Source organism: Beduinella massiliensis (genome assembly GCF_900199405.1).
GTDB classification, from domain to species: domain Bacteria; phylum Bacillota; class Clostridia; order Christensenellales; family Aristaeellaceae; genus Beduinella; species Beduinella massiliensis.
This window is the reverse complement of the sequence record NZ_LT963430.1, coordinates 1,469,362-1,485,844: the sequence shown is the minus strand read 5'-3', so window position 1 is coordinate 1,485,844 and position 16,483 is coordinate 1,469,362. Positions and strand designations below refer to the sequence as shown.

Here is a 16,483-nt window from a genome sequence, read left to right as displayed (position 1 = left end):
AGAGCCCAAACGTGCGGGCGATTTGACTGGCGCAATTTCCCTCGCAGGCCCAAATTCCGTTGCATATTCGTCCCCCTGCTGATACAATACAGGTAACGCATCTACGCATATGAAGGAGGTACTTTTATGCGGGAATACGAAGACCCCAGTCAGCTCTCGCGCGGCAGACTCGTGACCGGCGCGACGCTCTTCCCCTATCCCGACCGGGCGCAGGCGCTGCGCGGCTCCGGCAGGCTGCAGAAGACCTATAAGCTGCTGAACGGCACGTGGGACTTCTGCCTCTACCCTTCGCCCGACGCGGTAGACGCGGACTTCATGCTTGCGGAGGCCGACCTCTCTGAGGAATGGGCCGCGCTGCCCGTGCCCTCGAACTGGCAGATGTACGGCTGCGGCGCGCCGCAGTACACCAACGTCCGCTATCCGATCCCGTACGAACCGCCCTTCGTGCCGGACGACAATCCGACCGGCTGTTACCGGCGCGCCTTCACCCTCAGCGAAGAGTGGTGTGAAGGCCGTACGCTGATCACATTCGACGGGGTGGACAGCTGCTACGTCGTCTACATCAACGGCAAAGAGGCCGGCATGTCCAAGGTGCCCCACATGCCCGCGACGTTCGACCTCACATCGCTCGTATCGCCTGGCGAAAACCTGCTCGCGGTCAAGGTCTATCAGTGGTCGGACGGCACCTATCTGGAAGATCAGGACTGCTGGCGGCTTTCCGGCATCTTCCGCGACGTGTACCTGGAAAACGCGCCCCACCTGCGCATATCGGACGTGCGCGCGACCGGCGATCTGGTAAACGGCTTCAAGGACGGCGCGCTGCACGTCGAGGTAGACGTGGAAGGCGGCGGCGCGTACACGTTGAGTTACGAACTTCTGCTGGACGGAAAGGCCGTCGCCTCCGGCAATGCGTCCCCGTCGTTCGACGTCTCCGTGCCCGGCGCGGCGGGGTGGACGGCGGAAACGCCGGTGCTCTATACCCTGCTCGTCACGCTCAGTCTGGAAGGGGAACCCGTGCAGGTGCAGCGCGTAGATACGGGCTTTAAGCACGTCGAGGTCAGCGAAAAGGGCCTCTTCGTCAACGGCCGTTCCGTCAAGCTGCGCGGCGTCAATCGCCATGACACGCACGCCGAACTGGGGCACGTCTCCCCCATCGACGACATGATCCGCGACGTGGAGACGATGAAGCGGCTCAACGTCAACTGCGTGCGCACGAGCCACTACCCCAACGACCCGCGCTGGCTCGACCTGTGCGACCGCTACGGCCTGTACGTCGTGGACGAGGCGGATCTGGAGTGCCACGGCGTTCAGCCCGCGACGGGCAACTTCAACGCCATCGCGGAGGATCCGGCATGGCGCGAGGCGTTCGTCGACCGCGCGGTGCGCATGGTGCGGCGCGACCGCAACCATCCCTCCATCCTCTTCTGGTCGCTGGGCAATGAGTCCGGCTACGGCGAGAACCACGCCGCGATGAAGGAAGCGATTCTCGCGCTGGATACGTCGCGCCCCATCCACTACGAGGGCGACCACGGCCTCTTGACCACGGACATCGAGAGCGAGATGTACACCGCCATCCCCCGTCTGATCGAAAAGGGGCAGAACCGGGCGCATGTGAAAAAGCCCTTCTACCTGTGCGAATACGCGCACGCCATGGGAAACGGCCCCGGAAATCTGAAGGATTACTGGGACGTCATCGACCGCTACCCGCGCCTCATCGGCGGCTGTATCTGGGAATGGGTCGATCACGGCATGCTCGTGGACGTAAAGGACGGCAAGCCCTGCTACGCCTACGGCGGCGACTTCGGCGAGCAGCCCCACGACGGGTGCTTCTGCGTGGACGCGCTGCTCTACCCTGACCGCACACCCCATACCGGCGCTCTGGAGATGAAGCAGGTCTACGCGCCCGTGCGCGCGTTGTGGGCGGACGAAAAAGAAGGCGTCGTGCGCGTGGAAAACCGCTATGCCTTCAGAACCCTCGACCATCTGAGCGCGCATTACCGCCTCCTCGAAGACGGCGTGCCGGTCTATCAGGGATCGCTCTCTCTGAAAGGTATTCGTCCGGGCACCAGCCGCCGCGTGCGTCTCGACCTGCCGGAGCGCCGTGAAGGACGCGAATCGATCCTCGAGATCGCCTTTATGCAGTCGCAGGACGAGCTGTGGGCGCCCGCCGGTTACGAGATCGCGGTTTCTCAGCTTCTGCCCGAGCCCATGGAGGTGACCGCAGAGGTGACCCTCGCCTACGACCGCCCCCTCTGCGTCACAAAGGACGGCCTCATCACCACCGTTTCCGGCGAAGATTTCAGCTATTCCTTCGACGCGCACGCAGGCGCCCTTTGCTCCTTTGTATCGGACGGCACGGAGATGCTGCTGTCCCCGCTCCGCGTGAACCTGTGGCGCGCCCCGACGGACAACGACCTGGGCTTTAAAAACGCCGCGGACGCCTGGCGCAGGGAGGGACTCGACCGCCTGCTCACCCGCGTAGAGCGCTTTGAAGTCAGCGACCCCGGCAGCGCCGTGTTCGTGGAGACCTCGCTCGTGCTCGCGGGCAAGTCGCTCCGCCCGGTCGTTCGGGCGCTGGTGAACTACACCATCCTGCCCGACGGCAAGATGATCGTGGAAACCACGTTCGAGCCGCTGCGCGAGCTGCCCTATCTGCCGCGCCTGGGTCTGCAGATGGCGCTTACCCACGATCTGAGCCATGCGGGCTGGTATGGCCGCGGCCCGCACGAGAGCTACCCTGACAAGAAGGAAAGCGCGCGCTTTGGCATCTGGCGCAGCCGGGTTACGGATCTGCACGAGCCGTACGTGCGCCCGCAGGAAAACGGCGCGCATCAGGATACCCGCTGGGTATCCCTAACGGACGACGTGGGCCAGGGCCTGTTGGTCAGCGGAGACGGCTTCTCCTTCACCGCCCATCACTACACCGACGAGGCGCTGACCGCGTCTGAACACGATTTCGAGCTCGTGGAGGAAGATCTCACCGTCCTCTCGCTGGACGCGCGCATGGGCGCGCTCGGCTCCAACTCCTGCGGGCCGGAGCCGTTGGAGGCGGATCGCCTGTACCTCTCCGAGCCGCTCTCCTTCACGCTGCTGGTGCAGCCGTACAACCGCCAGCTCGGCGGCGAAAACGCCATTTTGGAGTCTTAAGCGATGCAGAATATCCTGATTTTAGGCGGTGGGGCCAGTGGCCTCACCGCCGCCGTCGCGGCAGCGCGCGCGGGCGCGCGGGTGACGCTGCTGGAGCGCGGCGACCGCGTGGGGCGAAAGCTCCTTTCCACCGGCAACGGGCGCTGCAACCTGACGAACACGCGGCTCTCGCCTGAGGACTACAACGGCGACGGCGAGCTGCTGCACGCCGTGCTGGAGGCCGTTCCCCTTCGGGAAGTGCTCGCTTTCTTTTCCTCCCTCGGCCTCATGACCCGCACGGAGGACGAGGGCCGGGTCTATCCCCGCAGCGGGCAGGCCGCCGCCGTGCTCGACGTGCTGCGCCGCGCCGTCTCACGCCTCGGCGTGGACGTGCGCACCGGCGTACAGGCAGACGCGGTCACGCCTTCCCGCAAGGGCGGTTTCACCGTCACCTCGACAGACGGCCAGCACTTCCGCGCCGATCGCGTGATCTGCGCCTGCGGCGGAAAGGCCGCGCCGAACCTCGGCACGGACGGCAGCGCCTACGCGCTGCTCACGAGACTTGGCCACAGCGTGACCCCGCTGTTCCCCGCACTCACGCAGCTTCGCTGCCGCCACCGGGCGCTGCGCAGCCTCAAAGGCATCCGCGCTCAGGCGGAGGCGACCCTGCTTTCGGACGGCGTGCCCGTCGCACAGGAAGGCGGAGAATGCCTCTTCACGGACTACGGCCTCTCCGGCTACCCCATCTTTCAGCTTTCCGGCTTTGCGGCGCGTCTGATGGGAGACGGACGGGACGTGCGCGTTCACCTCAACCTTCTGCCTGAACTGCCTGCAGAGGCCCGCGCGCTCTTTCTCGGCAGCCGACTCTCGTCCTGGGGAGAGGACACCGCCGCAACGCTCTTCACCGGCGTGCTGCACCGCCGTCTGGGCGAGGCCGTTCTTTCGGACGCCTCTATCCCGCCGGACATCCCCTGTGCCTCCCTCTCTGAAACGCAGCGCCTCGACCTGCTGCGCGCTCTGTTTGCGATGGAATTTCCCGTCAGCGGTCTGCAGGGCTTTGAACAAGCGCAGGTCACCGCGGGCGGCATCCCGGCCGACGAGATTTATCCCCATTCGCTCGAATCCCGCCTCGCAGACGGCCTCTACATCATCGGGGAGACGCTCGACGTGGACGGCCGCTGCGGCGGCTACAATCTGCATTTCGCGTGGGCGACCGGGCTGATCGCCGGGCGCTGCGCCGCGAGGGAATCCTAAATATCACCGCCGAAAGGAAATCCGCATGATCCGAATCGCCAACGTCAAGGTTCCGCTGGACTACACCGAAGAAGCGCTGCTCAAGAGCGCGGCGAAAAAGCTGTCCATAGCGCAGAGCGCCGTCGTCTCCGTCCGCGTCAGCAAAAAGAGCGTGGACGCGCGGGATAAGCGCGACGTACACTTCGTCCTCTCGCTCGACGTCTCGCTGCGCGACGACGAACAGAAGGTTTTCTCCCGCCTGCCTTCCGGCACGCAGGCCAGCCTTTTGCAGCGCGAGGCGGCGCCTCAGTCCCCGCGCCTCCAAAGCGTTCCCCGGCTTCGGCCCGTCGTCGTGGGCACGGGCCCCGCAGGGCTCTTCGCTGCCCTGACGCTCGCGCAGGCGGGCGCGCGCCCGCTCGTGCTCGAGCGGGGCGAAGACGTGCAGGCGCGCACGCGGCGCGTCCAGGCGTTCTTTGACGGCGGCGCATTTTCCCCGCGCTGCAACGTGCAGTTCGGCGAGGGCGGCGCGGGCACGTTCTCGGACGGGAAGCTCACGACCGGCGTCAAGGACCCGCGCTGCCGCGCGGTGCTGGAAACCTTCGCGGCCCACGGCGCGCCGGAGGAAATCCTTTATCAGCAAAAGCCGCACATCGGAACCGACCATCTGGCGGTGGTCGTGCGTCGCATGCGGGAACACATCGTCCGTCTTGGCGGCGAGGTTCGGTTTTCCGCACGCCTGTGCGCGCTGCACACGGAGAGCGGACGCGTGACCGGCGCCGCCTACGCGTCGGAGGACGGCCTGCACGAAGTCGAGACGGACAGCGTCGTGCTCGCCATCGGCCATAGCGCGCGCGACACGTTCGAGATGCTCTACGACCTGGGCGTCCCGATGCAGCAAAAGCCCTTTTCCCTCGGCGCGCGCATCGAGCACCCGCAATCGCTCATCGACCGTTCGCAGTACGGCGCCTTTGCCGGGCACCCCGCGCTCGGGGCCGCGGACTACAAGCTGGCTGTACACCTGCCCTCCGGCCGCGACGTGTACACGTTCTGCATGTGCCCCGGCGGCGTGGTCGTCGCCGCCGCGAGCGAGGAGGGCAGCGTCGTCACCAACGGCATGAGCGCCTTTGCGCGCGACGGCGAAAACGCAAACAGCGCGCTGCTGGTGGGCGTGTCGCCCGCGGACTTTCCCTCCGAACACCCGCTTGCGGGCATGCATCTGCAAAGAGAATGGGAGCGCCGCGCGTTCGTCGCGGGCGGCGGAGACTACCACGCGCCCGCCCAGCTGGTGGGCGACTTCCTCGCGGGGCGCGAAAGCCGCGTGCTCGGCAGCGTCCGGGCGACCTACCGCCCCGGCGTCACGCCCGGCACGCTCTGCGAATGCCTCCCAGCCTTCGTCACGCAGGCAATGCGCGAGGCCATTCCCCTGCTCGACCGCCGTCTGCGCGGCTTTGCCCTGCCGGACGCGGTCCTGACGGGCCCCGAAACGCGTTCTTCCTCGCCCGTTCGCATCCTGCGCGGCGAGGACGGTCAGTCCGTTGGCCTGCGCGGGCTCTTCCCCGCCGGAGAAGGCGCGGGCTACGCCGGGGGCATCACCTCCGCAGGCGCGGACGGCATCCGCATCGCGGAAAAGGTGATCGCATCCTATAGCGGCTGAAGGGCCTGCAGCCCGGGCTCGGAGACAAAAGAAAGGCCTGCGAAAGCGTCGTGCTTCGCAGGCCTTTTTGCTTATCTGTCTCTCTTTTGTCCCATGTAGATGAGGCCGACCGCCTCGGGGCCCGTGTTGGAGCAAATCGCCGCGCCGAGCTGGAACACGCCGACCGGCGGATAGCCGATGGCCTTTTCACACGCCGCCGCGTAGGCTTCGCTGTAGCGCTCGTCCGTCACGGCGATGCCGTACGGGCTGCCCTCTGCGATGCGCGCTTTCATTTGCGACGCCATGTTCACGACGACCGCCTTTTCCCCGCGCACCTTCTTGACGACCTCGGATACGCCGTCGATAAGCGTGAAGATCGGGTGCAGCCCCAGCAGCTCGCCCGCAATGGCCGCCGCCGCCGAGATGCGCCCGGACTTGCGAATTACCTTCAGCGTATACGCGGTCAGCAGAATTTCCATGCGGGAAAACGCGTCGTCCAGCTTGTCCACCACCGTCTGCATGGGTGTGCCCGCACGCAGCGCCCTGGCCGCCTCGGCGACGGGATAACCGTAGGCCATGGAGTAGCAATGGCTGTCCACGATGAAGATCTCCATCCCGCTCTGCGAACGCTCCTCCCGGAACTGCTCCGCCGCCTGATGCGCGGACGCGTTCGTCGCAGAGCCCGTGCCGTTGATGCTGACGTACAGCACCTGCTCTACGCCCGCGTCGTCGTACGCCTTGAACTTTTCGAGGAACTCGTAGGCCGTAACCTGCGAGGTCGTCGGCATCCCCTGAGCGCCGCGCAGCATTTCGCAGTATTCAAGCGGGGTAAAATCCACACGCTCCGTGTAGGCGTTGCCGTCGAGCGCAATCTTAAAGTTCATGATATCGATGTCGTTTTCTTTTCGCATCTCCTCCGGCAGGTCGCAGGCTGAATCAGTCAAAACTGCGATCTTGGGCATGTAATCATCCTTTCTTCCGTTCAGGTTGTCCCAGGTTCGAATAAGTCCAAATAAATAAAAAATAGATAACCTTCCCCATTTTACACCCAAGCGCATGATTTTGCAATCTTCCGCTCCAGTTGATATATGCGTCCCCGCGTCTCTTTATGTTTCAGTTTGCAAAAAAACAGGAAATACGCTATACTCTAAGGCGATGAATTACGTAAGGTAGGGGGACTTCTCATGGAGTGGATGGAACAACTGGAATTTTACTTTAACGCCGGCATAACGCTTACGATTCACCTGCTCGAGCTGATGGGCGTCATCATCATCATCATCGGCGCAGTGCGCGACTTTTTCTGCTTTTTTGCCGGCCGCGGCTCCAACATCCGTCTGGATCTCGCACAGTCCATGGCGCTCGGCCTGGAATTCAAGCTGGGCGGCGAAATCCTGCGCACCGTCATCGCGCGCGACTGGAACGAAATCCTCATCGTCGGCGCCATTATCGCCCTTCGCAGCGCGCTGAACTTCCTGATCCACTGGGAAATCCGCCACATCCAGCACGACGACGAAATCCTGCACGATACCGTGCTGCACGACGCGCCCAAGGACGCCGCCAAGGAATAAAGTCCGTCGCCAGCAAAGAAAATATACCCTTTGGAAAAAAGTAAAAAGGCGGTGTTGCAGATTAAAAAAATCTGCGGCACCGCCTTCCTTTTATGCTTCTCCGCCGGCCTTCCTATGCGCCGCAGCGCTTTATCGATCCCTCCGGGCCTCGTCCGGCTCTTCCAGAAGGCGGAAGACCGCCTGCTCGTCCGCGCATGCGTCGTAATCGCCGGTCAGCTTTCCCATCTCGTGATAGCGAACGCCATGGCGCGCGCCCCGCGCAAGGCAGCCGATCAGCGCCCGCTCGCCCCGTTCCCGTGCAAACCGGCAAAAGGCGCGCACCCGCATCTTCCCAAGCATCGGCTCGCCGCAGGGGAATTCTGCGCACGCCCAGCAGCCGTCCAGCCCGCGCGCAAGGCAGCACGCGCGAATCGCGCAAGACGCCCCGTCCTTGCACCCCTCGGTCTTGCAGCCCCCGCAAGCGGCATTTTCGTCGCACAGAAAGCAGCAGAGGCCGCAAAAGGCCATGCCCTTTTGAACGTCCGTTCCGAAGGCAAAGTAATCGCCGTAGCCCTTAAACGACTCAATCTCCCGAAAACCGCTGGCGCGGAGCGCAGCGCGGCGCTCCTTCGCCGCGGGCACGGCCTTTGTCAGCAGCCTGCATGCGTCAAAGTCGTCCAGGAAGCGCGACTTTGCCAGCTCCAAGATCTCCGCGACGACGTCCCGCCGCTCGTAATCCCGCCGAAGGTCGATGCGCAGCACGCCGCTCTCCCCGCCGAAAACCTCGACCGTGCCGACGGCTTCGGACGTCTCCCGATCCAGCACAGTCAGCCGCACATAGGCGCCCTGTTCGCACTCCGCCATCCAAAACGCGATGCACGCTTCCATCTCTGCCTGTGTCCGATACAAAAAATCGCTCGTGCAGTCGTCCGCGTTCATCAGCGCAACCGCCCGCCTGTCGCCATAGCAGGCGAGCAGCGCGGGCGCATCCTCAATGCACACCCGGCGCAGCCGCAGCCGGGGCGTCTCGTAATCTCGGCAGCTCGCATAGGGATTTTTCATGGGCATTCGCCTCCCGTTTTTCCCCATTATACCGCCGCATTCCCGACAGCCTGCTGTCGTCATTCCCCGCAGGCCTTCAAGATTTCCCTTCCCTTTTGCGCCACCCGTTCCCGCAGCGCTTTGGGCGCGATCACGCGCACGCCATCCCCCAGTGCGAGCAGCACGCCAAACCATACCAGCTCGTCCTCCGGCAGGTGCAGGCGCATGCGGCACGCGCCGTCCTCCTCCTCCGCGACGATCCGGCCGCGCAGGTATTCCATCGCCTTTGCACGCACGCGCCCTTCACAGCGAATTTCCGCGTCGATGTACGTTCGCCCTGCCTCCCCGCGCGCCAGCAGCTCGCGCACCGGCGGATGTACATGCGCCGAACGCTCCGTCAGCGCCCTCAGGCCGCGCATGCGCGCCAGCTTGAACGTGCGGTAATCCGCGCGCTCCGGGGCGTAAGCCAGCAGATACCACGCGTACCAGCGATACACGAGCGATACGGGTTCCGCCCTGCGCGCGCTCTCCACGCCCCGCGCGTCGGTATAGTCAAACGAAACAGTGCGTTTCCCCGCGATCGCCTCTTCGAGCAGCGACATCCGCTCGCACAGCTCGCCGTTCTCGTGCAGCACGCCAAAGTCCAGCATTAGCGTCTGATCCGGCTCCCGCGAAAGCAGGGACACCTTTTCCAGCGCCGTGCGCACCCGCGCGTTTGGGTGCGCGCTGTGCAATCCCTCCAGCGCCGTTTGGATGAGCGCGACGTCCGCAGCGCTGGCAGCGATGTGCTCAAGGCGGTATTCCTCCATGATGCCGTAGCCGCCGCCTGCGCCGGGGCGCGAATAGATGGGAATGCCCGCGCGCGAAAGCGATTCCGCGTCCCGCTGAATCGTGCGGAGCGATACCTCGAACCGCTCCGCCAGCGCGTTGGCGCTCGTCAGGCCATGGCGCAAGAGGTATACCGTAATGCCGAGCAGGCGATCCGTCTTCATATATGTTCCCCCTACGCAAAAGACGGCGCATTCAGCGCCGCCCGAGATTGCCGACGTCCCCAGTATACCACAGGGCCCGTGGACATACAATTCCCTTTGCAGTATGTTTGAGGGGAAGGCCCTCTTGTGTTCACCCGACGGTCAGAACCGGCTGCCCGCCCACGAAAACCTGCCTGGCCCGCGCGCAGATTTCGCGCAGCGGATCGCCCCGGAACACGGCGATGTCCGCGTCCTTGCCGGGCTCCAAAGAGCCCACACGCGCCTCGATGCCCGCCACGCGCGCAGGATTGATCGTGATCGCGCGCCAGGCCTCCGCCTCATCCAGCCCCTCCCGTACCGCAAGGCCCGCGCACAGCGGCAGGTAGTAGAGCGGAATTACGGGCGCGTCCGTGATGATGCAGATTTCAAGGCCCGCCCTGTGCAGGATGCCGGGCGTCTCAAACGTCTTTTCCCGCAGCTCAAACTTGCTCTTGGATCCAAAGGAGGGGCCGACGAGCACGGGACGGTTCTCCTTCGCGAGCCTGCCCGCGATGAGGTGTCCCTCCGTCACGTGATCCAGCGTGATGTCGATGTCAAACTCCCGCGCAATGCGCAGCGCGGTCAGAATGTCGTCCGCGCGGTGCGCGTGCGCTTTGAGCGGAATTTCCCTGCGGAGCACCGGCAGCAGCGCCTCCATCTGCATGTCAAACGGCCTGCGCTTGGACGGATCCATCTCCGCCGCGGCGATTTCTTCTTCGTAGCGCTTGGCCTTCGTCAGCGTTTCCCGCAGGATTGCGGCCACGGCCATGCGCGTCACGGGGCGCTTCTTGCCGTCGTTTCCGTAGCAGCCCTTCGGGTTTTCGCCAAAGGCGATCTTCATCGCGACGGGATCCCGGATCACCATGTCGTCCACGCAGTCGCCGTACAGCTTGAGCGCGCAGAACGTGCCGCCCAGCACGTTGGCCGATCCGGGGCCCGTGACGGCCGTGGTCACGCCGCCCGCGAGCGCGAGCGCGAACGCTTCGTCGCGCGGGTTGATGCCGTCGATTGCGCGGAGCTCCGGCGTCACGGGGCTTGAGTATTCGTTGGTGTCGTTGCCCTCCCAGCGAATCCCCTCCTCGTGCATGCCGATGTGGCAGTGCGCGTCGATGAGGCCGGGGGTGACGAGGCAGCCGGAGGCGTCGAAAACCTCCGTGCCCGCCGGGACATCCAGCCCTCTTCCGACCGCGACGATCTTGCCGCCGTCCACCAGCACCTCGCCGTCTTCCATATCCTCCCCGGTGATGGGCTTCACGTAGCCTCCCTTGATCAGCAGCATATATCCTCCTTCCATCACCTGTCGGCGGGCTTCAAAAACGTGTCCATCCAGTCGGTGATCTCGCTCAGCCTGCGAATCCGTCCCTTGGGACGGCCTCCGCGGCTCAGCTCGTGGTTCTCGTTGTGAAACAGGCACAGCCGCGTGCGCACGCCGTTGTTGATGAGCGTGGTGTACATTTGCAGCGCCTCGACCATCCAGCAGCGGTAGTCCTGCTCCGCGTGAATGAAGAGCGTGGGCGTGGTGCACTTGTCCGCGTATTTGAGCGGTGAATGCATCCACATCTTCTCCACATTCGTGTGCGTGGTCGCCATCACCTGGCCCTGCGCGAACAGCGTGCCGATGTCGCTCGTGCCCTCCATGCTGACGAAGTTGGAGATGCTGCGCTGGGAGACCGCCGCCGCAAAGCGCCCTGTGTGGCCGATGATCCAGTTCGTCATGAATCCGCCGTAGCTGCCGCCCGTGACGCCCATCCGCGCCGCATCCATGGCCGGGTAAGCCGCCAGCGCCTGGTCGCAGAAGGCTATCAGGTCGTCGTAGTCGATGGTGCCGAAGCGGCCGCTGAGCATGCCGAACTCGTTGCCGCGCCCCTCGCCGCCCCTGGGGTTGCAGTAGATCACGAAATAGCCGCGATAGGCCCAATACTGCATCTCGTGGTAGTAGACCGCGCCGTAGCTGAGGTGCGGGCCGCCGTGGATGTCCAGTATGGCCGGATACTTGCGGTCGGAGCGGTAGCCCACGGGCTTCAGAACGAAGCCATGGATTTCAACGCCGTCCGCATTGACGAAGTTCAGCTTTTCAGGCACGACGGGCGGCCTGCTGAGGTAAAAGTCGTCGTTCCAGCTGGTGCAGCGCGCGGCCTTGCCCTCGCCCGCCTTCATGCAGTACAGCTCCTGCAGCCGCATGTCGTGCATGGCGACCAGACAGATGCGCTCCTGCGCCACGTCGAAGCAGTCTACCGAGCCGTCCTTCTCCAGCACAGGCTCCAGATGGCCCGCACGGTCGATGCGGTACAGGTGTGAGGCGTCCGCGACCCCCATGATAAAATAGAGCCAGTCGCCCGACGCCCGCAGGTCGTAGCCGCCGCCCAGGCGGCAATCGCTGCCCACGGGATTGCCCACGTTGATCTCGCGCGCATAGTCGCAAAGCACGGTGCGCGCGCCGCTCGCGGGATCGATCACCGTCAGGTCAGGGCACTGTGACACGCTGTAATGGTCCATCTTCGAGGAGACGATCACCGCGTCCCCGTTCCACAGCGTTACGCCGTAGATATGGCAGACGCCCTCCTCCTGCACGCAGGTGGTGGTGCTGTTCGCGGCGTCGTAGACGTAGGCGCCCGTGAGATAGTTCTCCACCGGCTCCACCTGGCAGCCGTTGTAGACGATCCGATTCCCCTCGGCGAAGAGGTATTCCGTGCGAAAGCCGAAGGGCGTAACGCGCGTCAGGTCCTCCCCGTTCAGCCCGCAGGTATACACGGCTTTACGCGTCTTGTTGATGACGCCGCGTCCGTTAAACCAGAAGGGATATTCGTCGAACACCGTCGCGATCTCTTCTTTTTCCTTCAGCATCGCGCGCCGGGCAGCGTACGCCTCGCCCGAAAGCCCCTCCAGCTCCTTTTCATGGACGATGTTGTCCACGCGGCTGAGCACCAGCTTTTCGCCTGCGAGCACGCCCTCCAGGGTCATCAGCCCCGTAAAGGCGCAGCGCTCCTCCCGAAGATTTCCGAAGATGTTGGCCGTGTAGACGCGCGTACGGCCGTCCGGCGCGTCGTCTGTGGGCTTTTCGTATTCGGTAAACGCAAGCAGTTCGCGCGAAATCCAGGCGAAGCTCTTCACCTTGCCTGATTCGGTCAGGCGGATGCTGCCACGGCTGTCCTGATGATCGACAAAGTAGACGTCCGTGCTGTACCCGTTTTCCTCCATATCCGCGGAGGATACGAGGTACGCCATGCCCTCGCCGTCCATTTGCAGCTTGACGCCGGAGAGGAAATTGTACATTTGAAAGTCTTCGAGATTCAATCGCTCCATTGCTATCCTTCTCTCATCGGCTGTTTGCCGTGGTGCTCAGCGGGCGGACAATTCCACCTTGGAGGCCAGATAGGCGAAAGCGAAGTAACAGTCGCTCTCGTCCCCCGCCTTGATGACGCGCTCCATGACGGCGTAGCCCTTGTCGGTCTCGCCGTTCATCAGGTAGTAATTGCCGATGCCAAAGCCCATCGTGACGATTTCCAAATCGGTCACCTCGTCAGGGTTGGCGCTGAGCAGCTCTTCCGGCTTCTTCAGGCCCTTGTACATCAAAAGGCGGGCGTAATACGCGGTGTTCTCGCCCGGGTCCATGGAATCGGTAATCCTGTCCAGAACCTTTTGCGCCTCATCCTTTAGCCCCAGGCGCATGAGCGTCATGTAGTACCAGTCGCTGATCGCGATGAGCTCCTGCTCCGCTTCGGTCAGCTCGTAGCAGCGCCGGTAGGCCGCGGCGGCCTTCTCGTAATCGCGCAGCAGGAAGTAGGAGAGTCCCAGGTGGTAAAATACGTTCCAGTCCTTCGGGTTCAGGCGCGACGCGATGACGAAATCCGCCGCCGCGTCCTGAAAGCGCCAGCAGGAGAGGAAGCGATGCGCGCGGTGGCGGTAATACGCCCAGTTAAACGGATCGCAGGTGACGGCCATGGCGTAGCACTCCTCCGCCTCGCGCATCATCGAAAGGCGCGCCAGCGCGTGTCCCTTGCGCATCCATGCGTCGCCGTCGTCGGGGTTCTGCCGCACGGCCTCCGTCGCGGCTGCGATCGTGTCGTCCTGCGGGATGACGCAGCGTTCCCAGCTCGCGACCTCATACTTTTGCTCGATGCTCATCTTGCTTCTCCTCCTTACTTGGCATTGTTGCTCTTGTCCACGTGCGCCGCCAGGCAGGCAAACGCGCTGTACCAGCGGCTGTTCGCCGCGGTCTCGATCACGCGATCCAGCAGCTCTTCGTACTTGGCGGTGTCGCCGTTCAGCTTGTAGTAATTAGCAAGCCCGAAGCCCTGGGTGACCACGGCCAGATCGGCGCCCGCCTTGGGATCGACGTTTTCAAAGAGCGCCTCCGGCTTCACGAGGCCCTTGTAGAGGAGCAGCCGTTGGAAGTAGGAGCCGCTCACCTCGTCGGTCACGTCCATGTCCGGCGTGATCTTCTCCAGCAGCTTCGCCGCGTCCGCGTCGCGGCCAAGGCGCCTGAGCGTCAGGTAATGCCAGTCCGAGACCGCCACCACGTCGTCCGCCGTCCGGCTCAGCGCCTCGCAGCAGGTGTAGGCCCAGTCCGCCTTCTCGTACATGCCCAGCAGGAAGTAGGAGAGTCCCAGGTGGTAAAACACGTTCCAGTCCTTCGGGTTCAGGCGGCTGGCGATGGTGAAATCGGCCGCGCCGTCGGCAAACAGGCCGCAGGAGAGGAAACGGTGCGCGCGGTGGCGGTAATACTCCCAGTTAAACGGATCGATCGAGATGGCCTTCGAGTAGCACTCCGCCGCCTCGCGGTAGTAGCCAAGCCCCGCCAGGCACAGCCCCTTTTCCTTGTACAGCTCGGCGTTTTCGGGGTCCTTTTGAATCTTTGCTTCGATTGCTTCGAGGTTCTGATCCTTCGGCGGCGCGTTGCGCTCCCAGCTCATCACCTGATACGCCTGCACCAGCGTGCTCGCGCGCGCGATGTCAAGGCCCGTCTTCTTTTCGGCCATGTTCATTGCCTCCCCTTCTTCAGTCGTTCCAGCTCTTCAGTCGGTCTGCGGCGGCGTGCTCGGCAAAGCCGCCCCACGTCGCGTCGCGCTGCGCGATGCGGGTCAGGATGCTCTTCGCCTTGTCCTTTTCGCTCGTGACGGTTTCGTAGTACACGGCCAGCCCGTAAGCGCCTGTCGCAAACATGTGGTCGTCCTTCGCCTCCGCCTCCTTGAGCACCTCGTCGGCGTTTCGTGTGCCATTGTAAACCAGCACGCGGTCAAAGTACCCCTCGGAGCCGCCGGGCACCATGTCCGGACGGATGCGCGACGCCACCTCGCGCATTTCATCCATGCGGCCCATCTTCATGTACGTCATGCACAGCCAGTCGGCGGTGCAGATGCGGAATTCGTCCGAGGCCGCAAGGGCATAGCAGCGCTCATAGGCCGCGACCGCGCGCTCGTAGGCGCCCATCAGGTGATAGGAAAGCCCCAGGTGATACCAGCAATCCCAGTTCTTCGGATCGATGCGCAGCCCCGTTTCAAAGTCCGCCGCCGCTTGATGATAAAGCCCGAGGTTCACGTAAGCATGGCCGCGGTGGCGGTACAGCAGGCTCCTGAACGGATCGTAGGAAAGGCCGATGGAATAAGCCTCCACGGCCTCGCGGAAGAACATCTGCCGGCGCAGGCAGAGGCCCAGCTCCATGTACTTCTCCGGGTTTTCCGGGTCGGCCTTCACCGCCTCGAGCGCCCTTTGCGTCTCCTCGCTCGGGGTCAGCGGTTCTCTGCTTTCAAAGATTTCGTTTGCCTTGGACGCGATCTTGCTCATGCTCCATTCCTCCTCAGTCGTCGAGCGATACGATCAGCTGCAGCTCCAACTGGTTGTTTTCCCCGGAGGGAATCGCCTGCACCAAAACGCCCGCAGGCGGATGCTCCGTGTCGCGCCATGCCTTCATCGGCTCCTCAAACTGCTCGTACTGCTCAATGTCACGCACGAAGCCGTAGGCCATGACGAGGTTTTCCTTTTTATAGCCGAACTTCTCAAGCAGCTCGTCGTAGCGCGATAGCACGGCCTGCGTCTGCTCCCTTAGCGTCGCGAAGCCGGGGCGCGCGCTGTGGCCGGTAAACCAAGCGAGACCGTTGTATTCCACCACGCGGCTCATGCCGGGCGCCACGTCCCTGCGCACGATCTTCGGAGAATCGCCTGTCGCCACGAACATCGCCAGCTCAATTTCGAGCTTCGGGCCCAGCGCGGTATTCTGGTTCGGGCACGCCTGAACGACCACGCCCGCAGGCGGATTTTCGCCAAAATACTCCGCCATCGGCTTTGCGATCTCCGCGTAGCTGTCGATGTTCTTGATAAATCCATACTGTGCGACCACATTTTCCTTCTTCAGGCCGAACTTCTCAAACAGCTCGTCGTAGCGGCGCAGCACGCCCGCTGTCTGTTCGCCTAACGTGTCCGCCTTGGGATAGACGTGCCCCGTAAAATACGCCATGCCGTCGTAGACCACCATGCGGCTGCCCTGCGTGACGTCGTGGCGCTCGATCTTGGCGTCCGGATCGGTAGCGACGATGAGCTGCAGCTCGATCAGGATGTTGTCGCCCACGGGGCTGTGCTGAATCGGAATGCCCGTCACGGTGTAACCCGCGGGCGGATTTTCCGGATCGATCCATTGAAAGTACGCGTCCGTGTAATCCTTCTCGTCGTCGGCGTTCTTGAGAAAGCAGGCGGAATAGACGATGTTCTTCTTCTTGAGGCCGAACTGCTCAAACAGCTCGTCGTAGCGGCGCAGCACGGCCGCAGCCTGCTCGCGCAGCGTGGAATACTGCGGCGCGGCATGCCCCGTAAAGAAGGCCAGGTTGCGGCTGAAGACCACGCGCGCCGCCCCGCCGGGCTTCACATCCAGATACTGATTTCCCATCTTTGCGCTCCTC

The 16,483-nt window shown here is 63.7% G+C and carries 13 protein-coding genes; 4 read left to right on the top strand and 9 right to left on the bottom strand.

What is annotated here, in order from left to right; all coding sequences use genetic code 11:
* Positions 1-126 precede the first annotated feature (126 nt).
* The 3 genes from C1725_RS07340 to C1725_RS07330 are packed head-to-tail and all read left to right on the top strand — an operon-like array spanning position 127 to position 6,013.
* Positions 127-3,147 (top strand): glycoside hydrolase family 2 TIM barrel-domain containing protein, encoded by a 3,021-nt coding sequence (locus C1725_RS07340; RefSeq protein WP_102410986.1) that lies wholly within the window; start codon positions 127-129, stop codon positions 3,145-3,147.
* Positions 3,148-3,150: 3 nt separating this feature from the next.
* Positions 3,151-4,380, top strand: a complete 1,230-nt coding sequence (locus C1725_RS07335) for an aminoacetone oxidase family FAD-binding enzyme (protein ID WP_102410985.1) — start codon at positions 3,151-3,153, stop codon at positions 4,378-4,380.
* A gap of 25 nt (positions 4,381-4,405) precedes the next feature.
* On the top strand, positions 4,406-6,013 hold the full coding sequence (locus C1725_RS07330) for an FAD-dependent protein (RefSeq protein ID WP_102410984.1): 1,608 nt from the start codon (positions 4,406-4,408) through the stop codon (positions 6,011-6,013).
* 71 nt (positions 6,014-6,084) lie between these two features.
* On the opposite strand, the gene C1725_RS07325 is transcribed toward C1725_RS07330, so the two are convergent.
* Positions 6,085-6,954, bottom strand: a complete 870-nt coding sequence (locus C1725_RS07325) for a DegV family protein (protein ID WP_346026446.1) — start codon at positions 6,952-6,954, stop codon at positions 6,085-6,087.
* 222 nt (positions 6,955-7,176) lie between these two features.
* Between C1725_RS07325 and C1725_RS07320 the strand changes: the two genes are divergently transcribed.
* Positions 7,177-7,560 carry a DUF1622 domain-containing protein gene (locus tag C1725_RS07320; RefSeq protein WP_346026445.1) on the top strand — a complete coding sequence of 128 codons (384 nt, stop codon included), beginning with the start codon at positions 7,177-7,179 and terminating at the stop codon, positions 7,558-7,560.
* 129 nt (positions 7,561-7,689) lie between these two features.
* Here C1725_RS07320 and C1725_RS18970 read toward each other — a convergent pair whose 3' ends face one another.
* From C1725_RS18970 to C1725_RS07280, 8 genes are all read right to left on the bottom strand, one after another.
* Positions 7,690-8,601, bottom strand: coding sequence for a GNAT family N-acetyltransferase (locus C1725_RS18970; RefSeq protein WP_346026444.1), 912 nt, complete (start codon positions 8,599-8,601; stop codon positions 7,690-7,692).
* 59 nt (positions 8,602-8,660) lie between these two features.
* Complete coding sequence (locus tag C1725_RS07310) at positions 8,661-9,572, bottom strand: WYL domain-containing protein (protein ID WP_102410982.1); 912 nt, start codon at positions 9,570-9,572, stop codon at positions 8,661-8,663.
* Positions 9,573-9,702: 130 nt separating this feature from the next.
* Complete coding sequence (locus C1725_RS07305; protein ID WP_102410981.1) at positions 9,703-10,869, bottom strand: amidohydrolase family protein; 1,167 nt, start codon at positions 10,867-10,869, stop codon at positions 9,703-9,705.
* A gap of 14 nt (positions 10,870-10,883) precedes the next feature.
* Entirely contained in the window at positions 10,884-12,893 is a 2,010-nt protein-coding gene (locus C1725_RS07300) for a prolyl oligopeptidase family serine peptidase (RefSeq protein ID WP_102410980.1), read from the bottom strand.
* A gap of 36 nt (positions 12,894-12,929) precedes the next feature.
* On the bottom strand, positions 12,930-13,715 hold the full coding sequence (locus tag C1725_RS07295) for a tetratricopeptide repeat protein (protein ID WP_102410979.1): 786 nt from the start codon (positions 13,713-13,715) through the stop codon (positions 12,930-12,932).
* 14 nt (positions 13,716-13,729) lie between these two features.
* Complete coding sequence (locus tag C1725_RS07290) at positions 13,730-14,569, bottom strand: tetratricopeptide repeat protein (RefSeq protein ID WP_346026443.1); 840 nt, start codon at positions 14,567-14,569, stop codon at positions 13,730-13,732.
* Between the two features lie 19 nt (positions 14,570-14,588).
* Positions 14,589-15,374: a tetratricopeptide repeat protein gene (locus tag C1725_RS07285; RefSeq protein ID WP_102410977.1), complete on the bottom strand. Its 786-nt coding sequence runs from the start codon at positions 15,372-15,374 to the stop codon at positions 14,589-14,591.
* Between the two features lie 13 nt (positions 15,375-15,387).
* Positions 15,388-16,470, bottom strand: coding sequence for a Rid family hydrolase (locus C1725_RS07280; protein ID WP_102410976.1), 1,083 nt, complete (start codon positions 16,468-16,470; stop codon positions 15,388-15,390).
* Positions 16,471-16,483 lie beyond the last annotated feature (13 nt).